Origin of the sequence: Sphingomonas plantiphila (assembly GCF_046000505.1) — a bacterium.
GTDB lineage: Bacteria > Pseudomonadota > Alphaproteobacteria > Sphingomonadales > Sphingomonadaceae > Sphingomonas > Sphingomonas plantiphila.
The window spans coordinates 66,593-81,984 of the sequence record NZ_JBELQC010000003.1 but is presented as its reverse complement, the minus strand read 5'-3'; the positions used below and the strand labels follow the sequence as shown (position 1 = coordinate 81,984).

The 15,392-nt window shown below is 65.7% G+C and carries 17 protein-coding genes; 5 read left to right on the top strand and 12 right to left on the bottom strand.

All coding sequences use genetic code 11. From position 1 onward, the window contains the following. Nucleotides 1-22: 22 nt before the first annotated feature. Nucleotides 23-397 carry a DUF1244 domain-containing protein gene (locus tag ABS767_RS15340; protein ID WP_408079921.1) on the bottom strand — a complete coding sequence of 125 codons (375 nt, stop codon included), beginning with the start codon at nt 395-397 and terminating at the stop codon, nt 23-25. A gap of 75 nt (nt 398-472) precedes the next feature. Here ABS767_RS15340 and pyk point away from each other — a divergent pair, with 75 nt between their 5' ends. Further along, complete coding sequence (gene pyk / locus ABS767_RS15335; protein ID WP_408079919.1) at nt 473-1,930, top strand: pyruvate kinase; 1,458 nt, start codon at nt 473-475, stop codon at nt 1,928-1,930. 134 nt (nt 1,931-2,064) lie between these two features. Here pyk and ABS767_RS15330 read toward each other — a convergent pair whose 3' ends face one another. Both ABS767_RS15330 and ykgO read right to left on the bottom strand, forming a co-directional pair. Next, complete coding sequence (locus tag ABS767_RS15330) at nt 2,065-2,682, bottom strand: HAD family hydrolase (RefSeq protein ID WP_408079917.1); 618 nt, start codon at nt 2,680-2,682, stop codon at nt 2,065-2,067. Between the two features lie 10 nt (nt 2,683-2,692). Further along, nucleotides 2,693-2,818 (bottom strand): type B 50S ribosomal protein L36, encoded by a 126-nt coding sequence (gene ykgO, locus ABS767_RS15325; RefSeq protein WP_066663252.1) that lies wholly within the window; start codon nt 2,816-2,818, stop codon nt 2,693-2,695. A gap of 165 nt (nt 2,819-2,983) precedes the next feature. Between ykgO and ABS767_RS15320 the strand changes: the two genes are divergently transcribed. Genes ABS767_RS15320 through ABS767_RS15305 form a run of 4 tightly spaced genes read left to right on the top strand, consistent with a single transcriptional unit; the run spans nt 2,984 to nt 5,758 of the window. Further along, entirely contained in the window at nt 2,984-3,583 is a 600-nt protein-coding gene (locus ABS767_RS15320) for a DUF4136 domain-containing protein (RefSeq protein WP_408079915.1), read from the top strand. Continuing rightward, the gene (locus ABS767_RS15315; protein ID WP_408079913.1) at nt 3,580-4,698 is read left to right on the top strand and encodes a M14 family metallopeptidase; all 1,119 of its coding nucleotides are present in this window, start codon (nt 3,580-3,582) and stop codon (nt 4,696-4,698) included. Before ABS767_RS15320 ends, ABS767_RS15315 begins: the two co-directional genes overlap by 4 nt. Before the next feature lie 3 nt (nt 4,699-4,701). After that, the gene (locus ABS767_RS15310) at nt 4,702-5,166 is read left to right on the top strand and encodes a GNAT family N-acetyltransferase (RefSeq protein ID WP_408079911.1); all 465 of its coding nucleotides are present in this window, start codon (nt 4,702-4,704) and stop codon (nt 5,164-5,166) included. A gap of 34 nt (nt 5,167-5,200) precedes the next feature. Further along, nucleotides 5,201-5,758, top strand: coding sequence for a TIGR00645 family protein (locus ABS767_RS15305; protein WP_408079909.1), 558 nt, complete (start codon nt 5,201-5,203; stop codon nt 5,756-5,758). 42 nt (nt 5,759-5,800) lie between these two features. Here the strand turns inward: ABS767_RS15305 and ABS767_RS15300 are convergent, their stop codons facing one another. From ABS767_RS15300 to ABS767_RS15260, 9 genes are all read right to left on the bottom strand, one after another. Beyond that, complete coding sequence (locus tag ABS767_RS15300) at nt 5,801-6,061, bottom strand: DUF1467 family protein (protein WP_408079907.1); 261 nt, start codon at nt 6,059-6,061, stop codon at nt 5,801-5,803. A gap of 4 nt (nt 6,062-6,065) precedes the next feature. Further along, on the bottom strand, nt 6,066-7,706 hold the full coding sequence (locus ABS767_RS15295) for a ribonuclease J (RefSeq protein WP_408079905.1): 1,641 nt from the start codon (nt 7,704-7,706) through the stop codon (nt 6,066-6,068). 52 nt (nt 7,707-7,758) lie between these two features. Further along, a complete protein-coding gene (locus ABS767_RS15290) occupies nt 7,759-8,538 on the bottom strand; it encodes a type III pantothenate kinase (protein ID WP_408079903.1) in 780 nt (259 codons plus the stop codon). 11 nt (nt 8,539-8,549) lie between these two features. After that, entirely contained in the window at nt 8,550-9,251 is a 702-nt protein-coding gene (locus ABS767_RS15285) for a biotin--[acetyl-CoA-carboxylase] ligase (protein WP_408079901.1), read from the bottom strand. Between the two features lie 97 nt (nt 9,252-9,348). After that, entirely contained in the window at nt 9,349-10,794 is a 1,446-nt protein-coding gene (nuoN, locus tag ABS767_RS15280; protein ID WP_408079899.1) for an NADH-quinone oxidoreductase subunit NuoN, read from the bottom strand. Continuing rightward, on the bottom strand, nt 10,794-12,329 hold the full coding sequence (locus tag ABS767_RS15275; protein ID WP_408079897.1) for an NADH-quinone oxidoreductase subunit M: 1,536 nt from the start codon (nt 12,327-12,329) through the stop codon (nt 10,794-10,796). Before ABS767_RS15275 ends, nuoN begins: the two co-directional genes overlap by 1 nt. Next, a complete protein-coding gene (nuoL, locus tag ABS767_RS15270) occupies nt 12,326-14,437 on the bottom strand; it encodes an NADH-quinone oxidoreductase subunit L (protein ID WP_408079895.1) in 2,112 nt (703 codons plus the stop codon). Before nuoL ends, ABS767_RS15275 begins: the two co-directional genes overlap by 4 nt. Further along, nucleotides 14,437-14,742 carry an NADH-quinone oxidoreductase subunit NuoK gene (gene nuoK / locus ABS767_RS15265; protein WP_408079893.1) on the bottom strand — a complete coding sequence of 102 codons (306 nt, stop codon included), beginning with the start codon at nt 14,740-14,742 and terminating at the stop codon, nt 14,437-14,439. The genes nuoL and nuoK overlap by 1 nt, the downstream gene beginning before the upstream one ends. Beyond that, a complete protein-coding gene (locus ABS767_RS15260; protein WP_408079891.1) occupies nt 14,739-15,365 on the bottom strand; it encodes an NADH-quinone oxidoreductase subunit J in 627 nt (208 codons plus the stop codon). The genes nuoK and ABS767_RS15260 overlap by 4 nt, the downstream gene beginning before the upstream one ends. Nucleotides 15,366-15,392: the final 27 nt, after the last annotated feature.

Below are 15,392 nucleotides of genomic sequence, written 5' to 3'. Positions count from 1 at the left end.
GGGCGACGCCAGCCGCGACCCGTTATCCCCCGGGCTGGGTAATCGACGGCGGATCGCTTGCCGGGAAGCTGTCGTCGAGTTCCGCGTCCAGTTCCGCCTCCTGCCGGTTCCGCGCAACGCTGGCGTTCATCCGCGCAATCTGCTCGGGCGTCGCCTCCCCCTGATGCTTCGCCTTCCACTCCGCATAGGGCATGCCATAGACCGTCTCGCGCGCGGCATCGCGGTCGAGCGATCCGTCGCTCGCCTCGCTGACCCAATCGGCTAGGCAATTGCGGCAAAAGCCGGCAAGGCCCATAAGATCGATATTCTCGGCATCGGTGCGATGGCGCAAATGGCGCACCAGTCGGCGAAACGCCTGAGCCGCGACGCGGTCGTCAAGTTTGTCTAACGTTGTCACGATTGCGCCTCCACGGTTGAATAGCCAGCATTTGGCGTTAGTGACCGGCACGCACAAGGCATGGAGATTTCCGCGATGACGAAGGCAATGGCACCGCGATCGCGTAAGGTGCGTGTGCTCGCCACGCTCGGGCCGGCGAGCAATGCGCCCGACATGATCGCTGCATTGCACGCTGCCGGCGCGGATGCGTTCCGGATCAACATGAGCCATGGCGACCAGGACTCGAAGGTCCCGGTAATCGAGGCGATCCGTGCGCTCGAGAAATCGACCGGTCGTCCGATCACCATCCTTGCCGACCTGCAGGGGCCGAAGCTGCGCGTCGGCAAGTTCGCCGAGGGTCGGGTCAATCTGGAAACCGGAGCGAGCTTCCGGCTGGACCGCGACAAGACGCCGGGCGACGCCACCCGCGTCGAACTGCCGCACCGCGAGATCTTCGAGGCGGTGACCGAAGGCGCGCGCCTGCTGCTCGACGACGGCAAGATGGTGCTGCGGGTCACCGGCTATGGTGATGGCTATATCGACACGCGGGTCGAGGTCGGCGGCGCACTGTCCAATTCCAAGGGGCTCAACGTCCCCGACATGATCCTGCCGCTCGCCGCGCTGACCGAGAAGGATCGCAGCGACCTGGCCTTCGCGGTGGCACAGAAGGTCGACTGGATCGCGCTGTCCTTCGTCCAGCGGCCCGAGGATCTGGCCGAGGCGCGGCGGCTGATCGGCCAGGGCGGCCCTGCGCTGCTCGCCAAGATCGAAAAGCCGAGCGCGGTGGCGCGGCTCGACGAGATCGTCGAGGCCTGCGACGGCGTGATGGTCGCGCGCGGCGATCTGGGCGTCGAATTGCCGCCGCAGAACCTGCCCCCGATGCAGAAGCGCATCGTCGAGACCGCGCGCCGGATGGGTCGCCCCGTGATCGTCGCGACGCAAATGCTCGAATCGATGATCACCTCGCCCTCCCCCACCCGCGCCGAAGTGTCCGACGTCGCCACCGCCGTTTATGACGGCGCCGATGCGATCATGTTGTCGGCGGAAAGCGCGGCGGGCCAGTGGCCGGTCGAATCGGTGTCGATGATGGACGCCATCGCCGATTCGGTCGAGCGCGATCCGGCGCATGGCGACCGCGTGCACTTCACCGTCCTGCGCCCCGATCCGACCACCGCCGACGCACTGGCGGAAGCGGCGAAGTCGATCGCGGCGAACGTGTCGGCCAGCGCGATCATCTGCTTCACCATGTCCGGATCGACCGCGCGCCGCATCGCGCGCGAGCGGCCGTCGGTGCCGATTCTGGTGCTGACGCCCAAGATCGAAACCGCACGGCGGCTCGGCCTGTTGTGGGGGACGCACGCCGTCCAGACCAAGGACGTCGATTCGTTCGAGGAGATGGTGGCCAAGGCCAAGCGGATGGCGATGCGCCACGGCATCGCCAAGGGCGGTGATCGCGTGGTGGTCTGCGCCGGTGTGCCGTTCGGCACGCCGGGATCGACCAACGTGCTCCACGTCGTGACGATCGTCGGCGACGAGCTGAAGGGGCGAAACTAGAGTCGGATTCAGCTCCGCTGAATTGCGGTACCAGCCCGCTCCCCCACCCGGCCACCCATAGGATACTGGCGCTGGGTGGCCGGGTGGGGGAGCGGGCTGGTACCGCAACCGTTTCAGCTCTGCTGAAACAAACTCTAGGCCACGAGCAGCCCGGCGTCGGCCAGTTCGCGCCGGGTGTGCTGCGCGTCGGCGAACAGCACCGAGCGGATGCCGAGCGCCTGCGCGCCGGTCACATTCGCCGCATTGTCATCGATGAACACCGCCTCATGCGGCTCCAGCCCGAACCGGGCGAGCGCGAGGCGGTAGAGTGCAGGATCGGGCTTCACCAGCTTTTCGTCGCCCGAGACGACGACGTCGCGAAAGCGGTCAAACAGCCGCGGCCATTCGGCGCGGAACGGCGGCCAGAATTCATGGCTGAAATTGGTGATCGCGAACAGCGGGACGCGCGCAGCGTCGAGCTCCGCGACCAGTTCGTGCATCCCCGCCACCGGGTCGCCGACGCTTTCGTTGAAGCGCGGTCCCCAGGCCGCGATCAGCTCGGCATGCTGCGGAAACCGCGCGATCAGCTCGGCCGAGGTGTCGGCGAAGTCGCGTCCGGCATCATGCTGGAAATGCCAGTCGAGCGTGACGACTTCGTCCAGAAACGCCGCGAGCGCCCGATCGTCTCCGATCAGGCGCTCGTAGAGAAACCGCGGATGCCAGTGGAACAGGACGTTGCCGATATCGAAGATAACGGCCCGAACGGCTCCCACGGCGGCCGAATCAGCCCTGGCGGGCCTTGAAGCGGCGCTGGGTCTTGTTGATGACGTACACGCGGCCGCGACGGCGGATCACGCGGTTGTCGCGATGGCGATCCTTGAGCGACTTCAGGCTGTTCACGATCTTCATGACCGATTCTCTACTATCTCGAATTGTGTGGCGGGTGCCGGAAAGAGCGGGTCGCCTAGAGGGGAAGGGCCGCGAAGTCAAGGAAAGCTTGGCGACGGAACCGACATCCGCGTAACGATGTTGAAGCGTTATGTCGTGGCGTCTGCACGGCAGGAGGATGTGTCGATGAAGACCCGCGCGTTGCTAGCTCTCACCCTTTCCGCCGCCGCGCTGGCGGGCTGTTCCACCACCATGGGCGGACGTACGGCGCCGGTCGACGTCACGCGATATCATCTGTCCCAGCCGATTCCCGCAGGGACGCTGGCGCTTCAGCCGGCACCGTCGGGCGCTTCCGGTCCGGAGGCGCAATTGTACATGGATGCCGTCGCGGAAACGCTGCGCGGCATGGGATTCAGCCCGGTCGAGAATGCAGCCACCGCCGATTATCTCGCGACCGTCGATTTCCGCCGGACCGATCGCGGCCAGGTCCGCACGCGCCCGCCGGTCACGATCGGACTGGGCGGCGGCAGCTTCGGCGGCAATGTCGGGGTTGGGGGCGGCGCCAGCGTCGGGATCGGAAGCAAGACGCGCACCGTCTATGCGTCCGAACTCGCGGTCCAGCTCCGTCGCCGCGGCGATGACACGGTGATCTGGGAAGGCAAGGCCACCACCGAGGCGCTGGGGGCGGCCGACGGCACCCAGCCGACCGATACCGCCACCCGCCTCGCAAATGCATTGTTCAAGGGCTTTCCCGGCCAGTCGGGCATCACTATCACGGTGAAATGAGCATCCAACTGAACGCCGCGTTCGACAGCGGCAATATCCGCCTGATCGACATCGACGGCGACACCGTCGATGTCGAGATCGTCGCCGATCACCAGTCCGATTTCTTCCAGTGGTTCCACTTCCGCGTCGCGGGGGCCAAGGGTCGCACGCTGACCTTTCGGATCGTCAATGCGGGCAAGGCTGCCTATGCATTCGGCTGGCCCGGCTATCACGCGCGCGTCAGCACCGATCGCGAAGCATGGCGGACGACCGATGGCAGCTATGCCGATGGCGTGTTCAGCTTCAGCCACAGCTTCGACAGCGACGTGGCGTGGTTCGCCTATTTCGCGCCCTATTCGATGGAGCGGCACGCCGACCTGATCGCACGGATGGCGGCGCAGCCGGGCGTATCGCATCGCGAACTGGGCCAGACGCTTGACGGGCGGGCGATGGACCTACTGACGCTGGGCACTGGGCCGAAGCAGGTGTGGATCTATGCCCGCCAGCATCCGGGCGAATCGATGGCCGAATGGTGGGCCGAGGGCGCGCTGGAAAAGCTGACCGATCCCGATGATGCGAGCGCCAGGGCGCTCCGCGAAAAAGCGACGTTTCACATCGTCCCCAACATGAACCCCGACGGCAGCTTCCGCGGCCATCTGCGCACCAATGCGGCGGGGGTGAACCTCAACCGCGAATGGCACGCGCCCACGATGGAGAAGAGCCCGGAGGTGTACCTCGTCCGCGCGGCGATGGACGAAACCGGCTGCGATTTCGCGATGGACGTGCATGGCGACGAGGCGATCCCGGCCAATTTCCTTGCCGGGTTCGAAGGCATCCCGAGCTGGACCGACGAACTGGGCGAAAAATACTATGCCTTCGGCCGCAACCTCGCCGCCGCGACGCCGCTGTTCCAGCTGGAAAAGGGGTATGACAAGTCGGCCCCGGGCCAGGCGAACCTGTCGATGTCGACCAACCAGCTCGCCGAGCGGTTCGGCGCGGTATCGATGACGCTGGAAATGCCGTTCAAGGACCACGATCCCAGCCCCGATGCCGAATTCGGCTGGTCGCCCGACCGCTGCAAGGCGCTGGCCCATGCGTGTCTCGACACGCTGGCGGGCATGATCGACGAGATCTAGGCGATGCTGGTTCGCGCGGGCGATCTAGACGACCCCCAGGTCGTCGCGCTGCTTGAGCTGCATGCGCGCGAGATGTCCGATCATTCGCCGCCCGGCACCTGCCATTTCCTCGACCTGGCGGGGCTAAAGACGCCCGACATCACCTTCCTGTCGGCATGGGAGGGAGACACATTGCTGGCGGTCGGCGCGCTCAAGGCGCTGGATGCGCAGAGCGGCGAGGTCAAATCGATGCGGACGGCCCCGGCTGCACGCGGCCGCGGCGCGGGCTTTGCGATCCTCGACCATATCGTGGTGATTGCGCGCGAGCGGGGCTATCGCGCGCTCAGGCTCGAGACCGGAACGGGGCCGTTGTTCGAGGCGGCGCACGCGCTGTATCGCCGCTATGGTTTCGCCCCCTGCCCGCCCTTTGCCGACTATATCGAAACCGACTTCAACCGTTTCTATGCGCTCGATCTGATCGACGCTTGATCGTCTGCCACAGGCTCACTTATTGCAGCGCATCATGAGCGATCCGCTGATTCCCTCGCCCACCGGCGACCCCGTCCGCCTGAAGCCGCTGCCGCTGCTGATCTTCAGTTCGCGCTGGCTCCAGCTGCCGCTCTATGTCGGGCTGATCGTCGCGCAGGGCGTCTATGTGTTCCTGTTCGTCAAGGAGCTGCTTCACCTCGTCCAGCACGCCTGGGAGTTCAGCGAGCAGCAGATCATGCTGGTCGTGCTCGGCCTGATCGATGTGGTGATGATCTCCAACCTGCTCGTGATGGTCATCGTCGGCGGCTACGAGACCTTCGTGTCGCGGCTGGGATTGAAGGGCCACCCGGACCAGCCCGAATGGCTGAGCCACGTCAACGCGGGCGTGCTGAAGGTGAAGCTGGCGATGGCGATCATCGGCATCTCGTCGATCCACCTGCTGCGCACCTTCATCGAGGCCGGGGCGCTGGGCACCCCGACCGGCCGCGTCACCGAGAGCGGCGTCATGTGGCAGACGATCATCCACATGACCTTCATCGCATCGGCGATCGGCATCGCCTGGGTCGATCGCATGACCCAGACGCGGCACTGAGGGCTTAGCGTTGTTTCAGCCGAGCTGAACAGGGAGCGGCACCTAGTTCCAGTAATCCAGCATGTCGGCGGTGACCCAGCCGAAGACATAGTTGAGGTAGAAGAGCACGAACAGGCCCGTCCCCACCACCGTGGTCCACAGCGCGATCCGCCCCGCCTGGAAGCTTTGCGGGGCGCTGTCCGCCTGCCCCTTCACCAGCGTCTCGCCCGCCTCGACGCTGGTGCGCGCGAAGAAGGGCAGCACCAGGAACAGCGAGAGAAACCAGAAGAGGAAATAGATCGCGAGCGCGCTGTACCAGTTCATTGCCTCAGACCTCGATCAGCATCACGTCCATGACCGGCTTCTTGCCGGTATAGCGCACCGCCACCCGCCGCGTCGCCAGCCGGATCGCCTCGCGCAATTTCTCGCGGTCGCTGCCACGGGCGTCGTTGACCACCTTGGCGGCGGCCTCGCTGGCATCCGCGATCAGCGCGTCGCGATCCTCCTCGGCCGGTACGCCCTGGATGCGGACCTCCGGCTGCCCGGCGAGACGTCCCTTGGAATTGAGCGCCACCGCGACCGACATCTGGCCATAGAGGCCAAGCTTGCGCCGCTCGTTGATCGTGGTGCCGTCGGCAGGCAGGATGACGTCGCCGTCGAGGACGAGCCTTCCGGCCGGGGCATGGCCCAACTTGGTCGGCTTGCCGGGCGCGAGCCGGACGATCTCGCCATTATTCTGCACCACCGCATGCGGGATGCCCTGTTCGCGCCCGAAGCGCGCCTGTTCGGCGATATGGCGCATCTCGCCATGGACGGGGACGAGGATGTCCGGTCGGATCCAGCCGTACATCGCGGCGAGTTCGGGACGGCCCGGATGGCCCGAGACGTGAACGAACGCTTGCCGGTCGGTGATCATCTCGACCCCCTTGGCGGCGAGCACGTTCATGATCCGGCCGATCGCCATCTCGTTGCCGGGGATCTGCTTCGACGAGAACACCACCGTGTCGCCCGATTCGAGCTTCAGCTGATGGGTTTCGTCGGCAATGCGGGCGAGCGCGGCGCGCGGCTCGCCCTGACCGCCGGTGGCGATGATCATCACCTTGTCACGCGGCAGCTTCATGGCGGTCTCGAAATCGACCGTCTCGGGGAAATCGCGCAGATAGCCGGTTGCCTTGGCGACGCGCAGGATGCGGTCGAGCGACCGGCCCGCGACGCACATCGCGCGCCCGGTATCCTTCGCAACCTCGCCCAGCGTCTGGAGACGCGCGGCGTTGGAGGCGAAGGTGGTGACGAGCACCCGGCCCTTGATACCCGCGACGACCGCGTCGAGCCCCTCGCGCACGGCGGTTTCCGATCCCGATGCCTCGGGATTGAAGACGTTGGTCGAATCGCACACCAGCGCGAGCACGCCTTCGTCGCCGATCGCGGTCAGCTCTTCGGCGGTCGAGGCCGATCCCATCACCGGCGTGTCGTCGATCTTCCAGTCGCCGGTGTGGAACACGCGGCCATAGGGCGTGTCGATCAGCACCGCGTTCCCCTCGGGGATCGAGTGCGCGAGCGGGAGATAGCGGATGCCGAACGGGCCGAGCTCGAACGGCTCCTCCTCGCGCACCACGTTGAGTTCGACGCGGTCGGCGATGCCCTCCTCGTCCAGCTTGCCGTGGATCAGGCCGGCGGTGAACGGCGTCGCGTAGAGCGGCACGCCCAGCTCGCCCGCAAGATAGGGGAGCGCGCCGATATGATCCTCATGCCCATGTGTCAGCACGATGCCGAGCAGGTCGTCCAGCCGCTCCTCGATGAACTGCAGGTCGGGCAGGATCAGGTCGATTCCGGGATAGTCGGGCGTGCCAAAGATCACGCCGCAATCGACCATGATCCACTTGCCCTGACAGCCATAGAGATTGACGTTCATGCCGATCTCGCCCGAACCGCCGAGCGCGAGGAAGAGGAGTTCTTTACCGGGGGTCACATTCGTCCTTCACATTGATCGTCGCGCGCCAGCTGGCCCACGGCGTCGAAATCTAGTTGGTGGCGCGGTTGCTCCGCTCCCACAGCATCGCCAGCCCCTGAATCGTCAGGTCCGGCTCGATCACGTCGAAGATGTCGGTCTGCTTCTCGAACAGCACCGCCAGGCCGCCGGTCGCGATCACCTTTACCGGGCGACCGATCTCCGCCTTCATGCGGGCGACCAGCCCCTCCATCATCGCGATATAGCCCCAATAGATGCCGATATGCATCTGGTCGACCGTATTGCGCCCGATCACCGACGTGTCCGCCGGCGCCTCGATCGCGATGCGCGGCAGCTTGGCGGCGGCGGTGACCAGCGCGTCGAGCGAGAGGTTGATTCCCGGCGCGATGATCCCGCCCTTGTACGCGCCGGTATAGTCGGCGACGTCGAAGGTCGCGGCGGTGCCGAAATCGATGATGATCAGGTCGCCCGGGTGATTTTCATGCGCGGCGATGATGTTGAGCGCGCGGTCGGCGCCTACGCTTTGCGGCTCCTCGACGTCCAGCGCCAGCGGCCAGCCGTCGCGCCCGGCGACGAGCGGGGTGCAGCCGAAATATTTCTGCGACAGCACCTCGAGATTGTGGAGCGCGCGCGGGACGACGGTGCCAATGATCACGCCGCTGACGACGCCGCGATCGAAGCCCTCCAGCGCCAGCAGTTGGCTCAGCCACACGGCATATTCGTCGGCGGTGCGGCGCGGATCGGTGGCGATGCGCCAGCGCGCCCGCACCTCGCGCCCCTCGACCAGCGCGAAAACGATATTGGTGTTGCCGGCGTCGATCGCGAGCAGCATTGCGGGTTCCTTCAGATCAGGAAGACGTCACCGGCATGAATGGCATGCCGCGACCCGTCGGCCAAGCGCAGGATCAGCGCGCCGTCGGAGGTGAGCCCATCGAACAGCCCGTCATGGCTGGTGCCATCGGGTAGGCGGGCGGTCAGCGCGGTCCCCACGGGGTGCGCGCGCTCGACCCAGCGGCGCAGGATCGCATCCAGCCCCTCACCGCGCCAGCGCGACAGCCAGCGGGCGAAGCTGTCGGCCAGCACATTGGCAAAGACGGCGGCGTCGACGGTGGCTCCCTGCGCGGCAAGGCTCGTCGCCGGACGGCCCGGAAGCTCCGGGTGGTGCGCCAGATTGACGCCAATCCCGATGACGACCGCATCGCCCGCGCGTTCGAGCAGCACGCCCGACAGCTTGGCACCGCCGATCAGCAGGTCGTTGGGCCATTTGATCGTCGCGCCGGTCGGCAGGAAAGTGCGGACGGCGTCTTCGAGCGCGACGACCGTCACCAGCGCCAATGTCGGCGCGGGCGGATCGGTCGGGCGCAGGCGGACCAGGGTGCTGCCGTAGAAATTGCCGACGGGCGAGTCCCACGCCCTGCCCTGACGCCCCTTGCCCGCGCTTTGCCGGTCGGCGCGCAGCCAGCCTCCCTCGGCAACGCCCGCCGCTGCGAGCGCCAGCATGTCGGCGTTGGTAGAACCGGTCTCGGCTACGGCGCGGATCGTCATGACGGACGCGGTGCCGGCCCGCTCCCCCACCCGGCCACCCATTCAGGATAGGCCTTGGGTGGTCGGGTGGGGGAGCGGGCCGGCGCCGAAAGCCTGTTCAAAAAAGCGTCCGCGCCGCCGCCATCGACCATGCGCCGAGCACCGGGATCAGCAGATAGCCGAGCGGCGAGACGAACACCGCCGCCGCGGCGATCAGCCCGCCCTCGAGCGCGCTGTCACCCTTGGCATAGGCCGGTGCCGGATCGTCGAAGTACATCGTCTTGACGATCTTGAGGTAATAGAAGGCGCCGATCACCGACGCGGCGATGCCGATCGCTGCAAGCGGGAACAGCCCCGCCTTCACCGCCGCCTCGAACACCGCGAACTTGGCCCAGAAGCCGAACAGCGGCGGGATGCCCGCGAGGCTGAACATGAAAATCGCGAGCGCGGCGGCAAGCGCAGGGCGCGTGCGCGACAGGCCCGACAGGCTGGCGATCGTCTCGACCGGCTGGCCGTCGGCATCGCGCATCTGGAGCACGACGAGGAAGCTGCCGAGCGTCATCACCACATAGATGGTGAGATAGGTCAGCACGCCCGCCACGCCCTCGGCAGTGCCGGCGGCAAGGCCGATCAGCGCGAAACCGACATTGTTGATCGAGGAGTAAGCGAGCAGGCGCTTGATATTCTGCTGCCCGATCGCGGCGACCGCGCCGAGCACGATCGAGGCGAGCGCGGCGAAGACCACGATCTGGCGCCAGTCGCTGGTCACCGGCCCCATCGCCTCGACCGCGACGCGGACCGACAGCGCCATCGCCGCGACCTTTGGCGCGCTGGCGAAGAAGGTGGTCACCGGGGTCGGCGCGCCTTCGTACACGTCGGGGGTCCACATGTGGAACGGCACCGCCGACATCTTGAACGCCAGCCCCGCGAACACGAACACCAATCCGAACAGCAGGCCGGTATTGCTGCCCGCCGCATAAGCCGCGGCGATGTCGCCGAACACCGTGGTGCCGCTGAAGCCGTACACCAGGCTGATGCCGTAGAGCAGGATCCCGCTCGCGAGCGAGCCGAGGATGAAATACTTGAGACCCGCTTCGGCCGAACGCACGTTGCGGCGCATGAAGCTGGCGAGGACGTAGGAGGCGAGGCTGTTGAGTTCGAGCCCGATATAGAGCGTCAGCAGGTCGTTCGCCGACACCATCATGCCCATGCCCGCGGTCGCGAACAGGATCAGGATGGGATATTCGGGGCGCAGATCCTCACCTGAGGTGCGCGCGAAGAAGCGCGGGGCGATGACGATCGAAACCGCCGCGGCGAAGAAGATCAGCGCCTTGGCATAGGCGGAGAACAGATCGGCGCGGTAGAGGCCGTTGAACGCCGTTCCGCCTGCCGACGCATTGCCGGTCAGCGCGATACCGCCGCCGATCAGCACGGCGACCGAGACCCAGCTGATTGCGCGCGATACCGACTGGCCACCCCATGCGGCGACCATCAGCAGCGCCAGACCGCCCAGCGACAGGACGATCTCGGGAAGGACCATCGAAAGTTGTGCGGCGTAGTCCATCAGTGTGCCGCTCCGTGTTCGGCCTTGGGTTCAGCTTTTGCGGCTGCAGCAGGGTTGCCGGGCGTGGGCTGACTGTCGCCCGCAGGACGCGCGCGTTCGATCCGGGCGAGCAACGTCGCAACATCGCCGCGCATCGGTGCCAGGAAGCTTTCGGGATAGACGCCCATCCACAGCACCGCCGCAGCGATCGGGGCGAGCAGTGCCAGCTCGCGCTTGCTGAGGTCCGGCATCGCCTTGACGTCGTCCTTGACGAGATCGCCGAACACGACGCGACGATAGAGGTAGAGCATGTACGCCGCGCCCAGGATGATGCCGGTGGTCGCGATCAGCGTCGCCAGCGTCGACACCTGATAGGTGCCCATCAGCGCCAGCAGCTCGCCGACGAAGTTGCTGGTGCCCGGCAGGCCGACCGACGCCATCGTGAACAGCATGAACAGGATCGCGTATTTCGGCATGTTGATCGCGAGGCCGCCGTACCGGTCGATTTCACGCGTATGCAGGCGGTCATAGATGACGCCGACGCACAGGAACAGCGCGCCCGACACCAGGCCGTGGCCCAGCATCACCATCATCGCACCCTCGATCCCCTGACGGTTGAAGGTGAACAGGCCGAGCGTCACGATCGCCATGTGCGCGACCGACGAATAGGCGATCAGCTTCTTCATGTCGCTCTGCACCAGCGCGATCAGCGATGTGACCACGACGGCGATGCACGACAGGCCGAACACCAGCCAGATCAGCTGCGCCGACGCTTCCGGGAACATCGGCAGGCTGAAGCGCAGGAAGCCGTAGCCGCCGAGTTTCAGCAACACGCCGGCCAGGATCACCGACCCCGCGGTCGGCGCCTGCACGTGCGCGTCGGGAAGCCAGGTGTGGACCGGCCACATCGGCATCTTGACCGCGAACGACGCGAAAAAGGCGAGCCACAGCCAAGTCTGGACCCCGCCGGGGAAGTCATAGGCCATCAGCTCCGGGATCGACGTCGTCCCCGCAGTGATGGTCATGTACATCATCGCGATCAGCATCAGCACCGAGCCGAGCAGCGTGTAGAGGAAGAATTTATACGACGCGTAGATGCGGTTCGCGCCGCCCCAGATGCCGATGATCAGGAACATCGGGATCAGTCCGGCTTCGAAGAACACGTAGAACAGGAAGATGTCCTGCGCCGCGAAGGTGCCGATCATCAGCACTTCGGTGATCAGGAACGCGGCCATATATTCCTGGACGCGCTTCTCGATCGCTTCCCAGCTGGCGCCGATACAGATCGGCATCAGGAACACGCTGAGCAGGATCAGCAGCAGCGCGAAACCGTCGATGCCCAGCGCCCAGGCGAAACGCCCGAAGATCGGCGTGTATTCGACGAACTGCCATTGCGGCCCGCCGATCTCGAAATTCGCCCACAGCACGCCGCCGAGCACCAGGTCGACCAGCGTTGCGCCGAGCGCGATCCAGCGCGCCTGATTGGCGCCGACAAACAGACAGGCCAGCGCCGCAACCAGCGGCACGATCAGCATGATGGAGAGAATGCCGCTCATCGCGTGATCACCCAGGTAACGGCTGCGGTCAGGCCGATCAGCATGACGAACGCATAGCTATAGACATATCCGGACTGGAGCCGGCCGCTCCACACGCCCGCGAACTTGACCAGCGCGGCCGACCCGTTCGGGCCGAAGCGATCGATCGTCCCCTCGTCGCCCTTCTTCCAGAAGATGCGGCCGAACCAGAAGGCGGGCTTCACGAACAGCGCATTATACAGCTCGTCGAAATACCACTTGTTCAGCAGGAACTTGTAGAGAAGCCCGAAGGTCGCGGTGAAGCGCGCCGGGATGGTCGGTTTCCAGATATAGGCGACGAACGCGCCCAACAGTCCGAGCAGCATCACAACGCTCGCCGACAGCTTCACCCATGTCGGCACTGCGTGCATCGCATGGGCAAGGTGCTCGTCGAACGCGACGGCGCCCTTCCAGAAGATCTCGCCGCTCTCGGGCTGGATGAAATAATGGTTGAAGGCGAAGCCCGCGAACACCGCGCCGAGGCTGAGCACCAGCAGCGGGATCATCATCGGCAGCGGGCTTTCATGCGGATGATAGCCGCCCGTGCCGTCTGCGGTCTCATGCGCGCTCGGGCCGTGGGCGTGCGGCTCGTGGCCGGCATCTTCCTGTGCGGGCGGGTTCTCCGCATGCGCGGTCGCGTGGCCGTGCGCGTCGTCATGGTGATGCGCGTCGTGCCCATGCGAATCGTGCAAGGCGTGCTGGATATGCTCCGACTGCGTCCAGCGCGGCTTGCCCCAGAAGGTCAGGAACATCAGGCGCCAGCTGTAGAAGCTGGTCAGCAGCGCGGCGAACACGCCGACCCAGAAGGCCGCCTGACCGCCACCGCCGGCGGCATAGGCCGCCTCGAGGATTGCGTCCTTCGAGTGGAAGCCGGCAAACCCTGCGTGCAGCCAGTAGACGCCGACGCCGGTGATCGCGAGCGTGCCCGCCATCATCGTCCAGAAGGTGACCGGGATGTGTTTCCGCAGGCCGCCATAATAGCGCATGTCCTGCTCATGGTGCATCGCGTGGATGACCGAGCCGGCACCCAGGAACAGCAGCGCCTTGAAGAAGGCATGGGTGAACAGGTGGAACATCGCCGCGCCATACATGCCGACGCCGGCGGCGAAGAACATGTAGCCGAGCTGTGAACAGGTCGAATAGGCGATGACGCGCTTGATGTCGGTCTGCGTCGTGCCGACCGTCGCGGCGAACAGGCAGGTCGCGGCGCCGATGAAGGTGATGAAGCCCAGCGCCACCGGCGACTGTTCGAACAGCGGCGACAGGCGGCACACCATGAATACGCCCGCGGTGACCATCGTCGCCGCGTGGATCAGCGCCGACACCGGGGTCGGACCCTCCATCGCGTCGGGCAACCAGGTGTGCAGACCGAGCTGCGCCGACTTGCCCATCGCGCCGACGAACAGCAGCAGGCAGAGCACCGTCAGCGTGTCGAAGCGCCAGCCGAGGAAGCCGATCGTGCTGCCGGCCATGCCGGGCGCGGCCTCGAGGATCTCGGGGATCGAGATCGTTCCGAACACCAGGAACACGCCGAAGATGCCGAGCATGAAGCCAAGGTCGCCGACGCGGTTGACCACAAACGCCTTGATCGCGGCGGCGTTGGCCGACGGCTTCTTGAACCAGAAGCCGATCAGCAGGTAGCTCGCGAGGCCCACGCCTTCCCAGCCGAAGAACATCTGGAGCAGATTGTCGGCGGTCACCAGCATCAGCATCGCGAAGGTGAACAGCGAGAGGTACGCGAAGAAGCGCGGCTGATCCGGATCCTCTTCCATGTACGACCAGCTGTAGAGGTGGACGAGCGCCGAAACGCTCGTCACCACCACCAGCATCACCGCGGTCAGCGCGTCGACGCGCAGCGCCCAGTCGACGTTGAGGTCGCCCGAGCGCATCCACGTCAGGACCTGGATCACCTGGGGCTCAGCCGTTCCGGTGAGGTACGGAATGAAGGTCATCCAGCTGAGGATCGCCGCGACGAACAGGCCGCCGGTGGTGACGATCTTCGGGAATGCGGTCCCGAACGCACGGTTGCTGAACCCCGCGACGATCGCTGCCAGCAGCGGCAGGAATACGATGAAATGGATCGAAGACATCAGCCCTTCATCCGATTGACGTCGTCGACCGAGATCGTGCCGCGGCCGCGGAAATAGATGACGAGGATGGCAAGGCCGATCGCGGCCTCACCCGCAGCGACGGTCAGCACGAACATCGCGAACACCTGCCCCACCAGATCGCCGAGATAGGACGAGAAGGCGACGAGGTTGAGGTTCACGCTCAGCAGGATCAGCTCGATCGCCATCAGGATGACGATGATGTTCTTGCGGTTCATGAAGATGCCGAGCACGCCCATGGTGAACAGGATCGCGCTGACGACGAGATAGTGGGTGATTCCGATCACAGCTCCACCCCCTGCCCGACAGGCTGGTTGACGTTGCGGATGGCGTCCTTCTGACGCCGGTTGATCTGGCGCCAGACATTCTGGTTCTGGACGCCGCCGCGCTTGCGGTGCGTCAGCACGATCGCGCCGACCATGGCGACGAGCAGGATGAAGCCCGCCGCCTCGAACAGATAGAGATAGCGGCTGTAGAGCAGCAGCCCGATCGCCTCGACATTGGGGACCTGGCCCAGCGCGGTGTCGGCATCGATCGGCGCCACGCGCTTGGCGAGGTCGATCTTGCCCGCGCTCCACGCGAAGGTGCCGATGACGATCTCCGCCGCGAGCGCGATGGCGATGGCGAGGCCGAACACGGCATAGCGGACGAAGCCCGCGCGCAGCTCGGCGAAGTCGATGTCGAGCATCATCACGACGAACAGGAACAACACCGCGACCGCGCCGACATAGACGATCACCAGCAGCAGCGCGATGAACTCGGCCCCGGCCAGCACCATCAGCCCCGCGGCGTTGAAGAACGCCAGGATCAGCCACAGCACCGAATGCACCGGGTTGCGGGCGGTAATCGTCATCGCGGCGGAGAGGATCACCACCCCGGCGAAGAGATAGAAGGCGATTGCTTGAATCACGGAATCATGTGCCCCTTTGGTGCCGCG

What these genes read in the sequence shown, in the direction of transcription:
- ABS767_RS15320 (WP_408079915.1), top strand. Translation starts at nt 2,984, where the DNA reads ATGAAGACCCGCGCGTTGCTAGCTCTCACCCTTTCCGCCGCCGCGCTG.
- ABS767_RS15315 (WP_408079913.1), top strand. Translation starts at nt 3,580, where the DNA reads ATGAGCATCCAACTGAACGCCGCGTTCGACAGCGGCAATATCCGCCTG.
- ABS767_RS15310 (WP_408079911.1), top strand. Translation starts at nt 4,702, where the DNA reads ATGCTGGTTCGCGCGGGCGATCTAGACGACCCCCAGGTCGTCGCGCTG.
- ABS767_RS15275 (WP_408079897.1), bottom strand. Translation starts at nt 12,329, where the DNA reads ATGAGCGGCATTCTCTCCATCATGCTGATCGTGCCGCTGGTTGCGGCG.
- ABS767_RS15305 (WP_408079909.1), top strand. Translation starts at nt 5,201, where the DNA reads ATGAGCGATCCGCTGATTCCCTCGCCCACCGGCGACCCCGTCCGCCTG.
- ykgO (WP_066663252.1), bottom strand. Translation starts at nt 2,818, where the DNA reads ATGAAGATCGTGAACAGCCTGAAGTCGCTCAAGGATCGCCATCGCGAC.
- nuoN (WP_408079899.1), bottom strand. Translation starts at nt 10,794, where the DNA reads ATGGACTACGCCGCACAACTTTCGATGGTCCTTCCCGAGATCGTCCTG.
- ABS767_RS15300 (WP_408079907.1), bottom strand. Translation starts at nt 6,061, where the DNA reads ATGAACTGGTACAGCGCGCTCGCGATCTATTTCCTCTTCTGGTTTCTC.
- ABS767_RS15290 (WP_408079903.1), bottom strand. Translation starts at nt 8,538, where the DNA reads ATGCTGCTCGCGATCGACGCCGGCAACACCAATATCGTTTTCGCGCTG.
- ABS767_RS15285 (WP_408079901.1), bottom strand. Translation starts at nt 9,251, where the DNA reads ATGACGATCCGCGCCGTAGCCGAGACCGGTTCTACCAACGCCGACATG.
- nuoL (WP_408079895.1), bottom strand. Translation starts at nt 14,437, where the DNA reads ATGTCTTCGATCCATTTCATCGTATTCCTGCCGCTGCTGGCAGCGATC.
- pyk (WP_408079919.1), top strand. Translation starts at nt 473, where the DNA reads ATGACGAAGGCAATGGCACCGCGATCGCGTAAGGTGCGTGTGCTCGCC.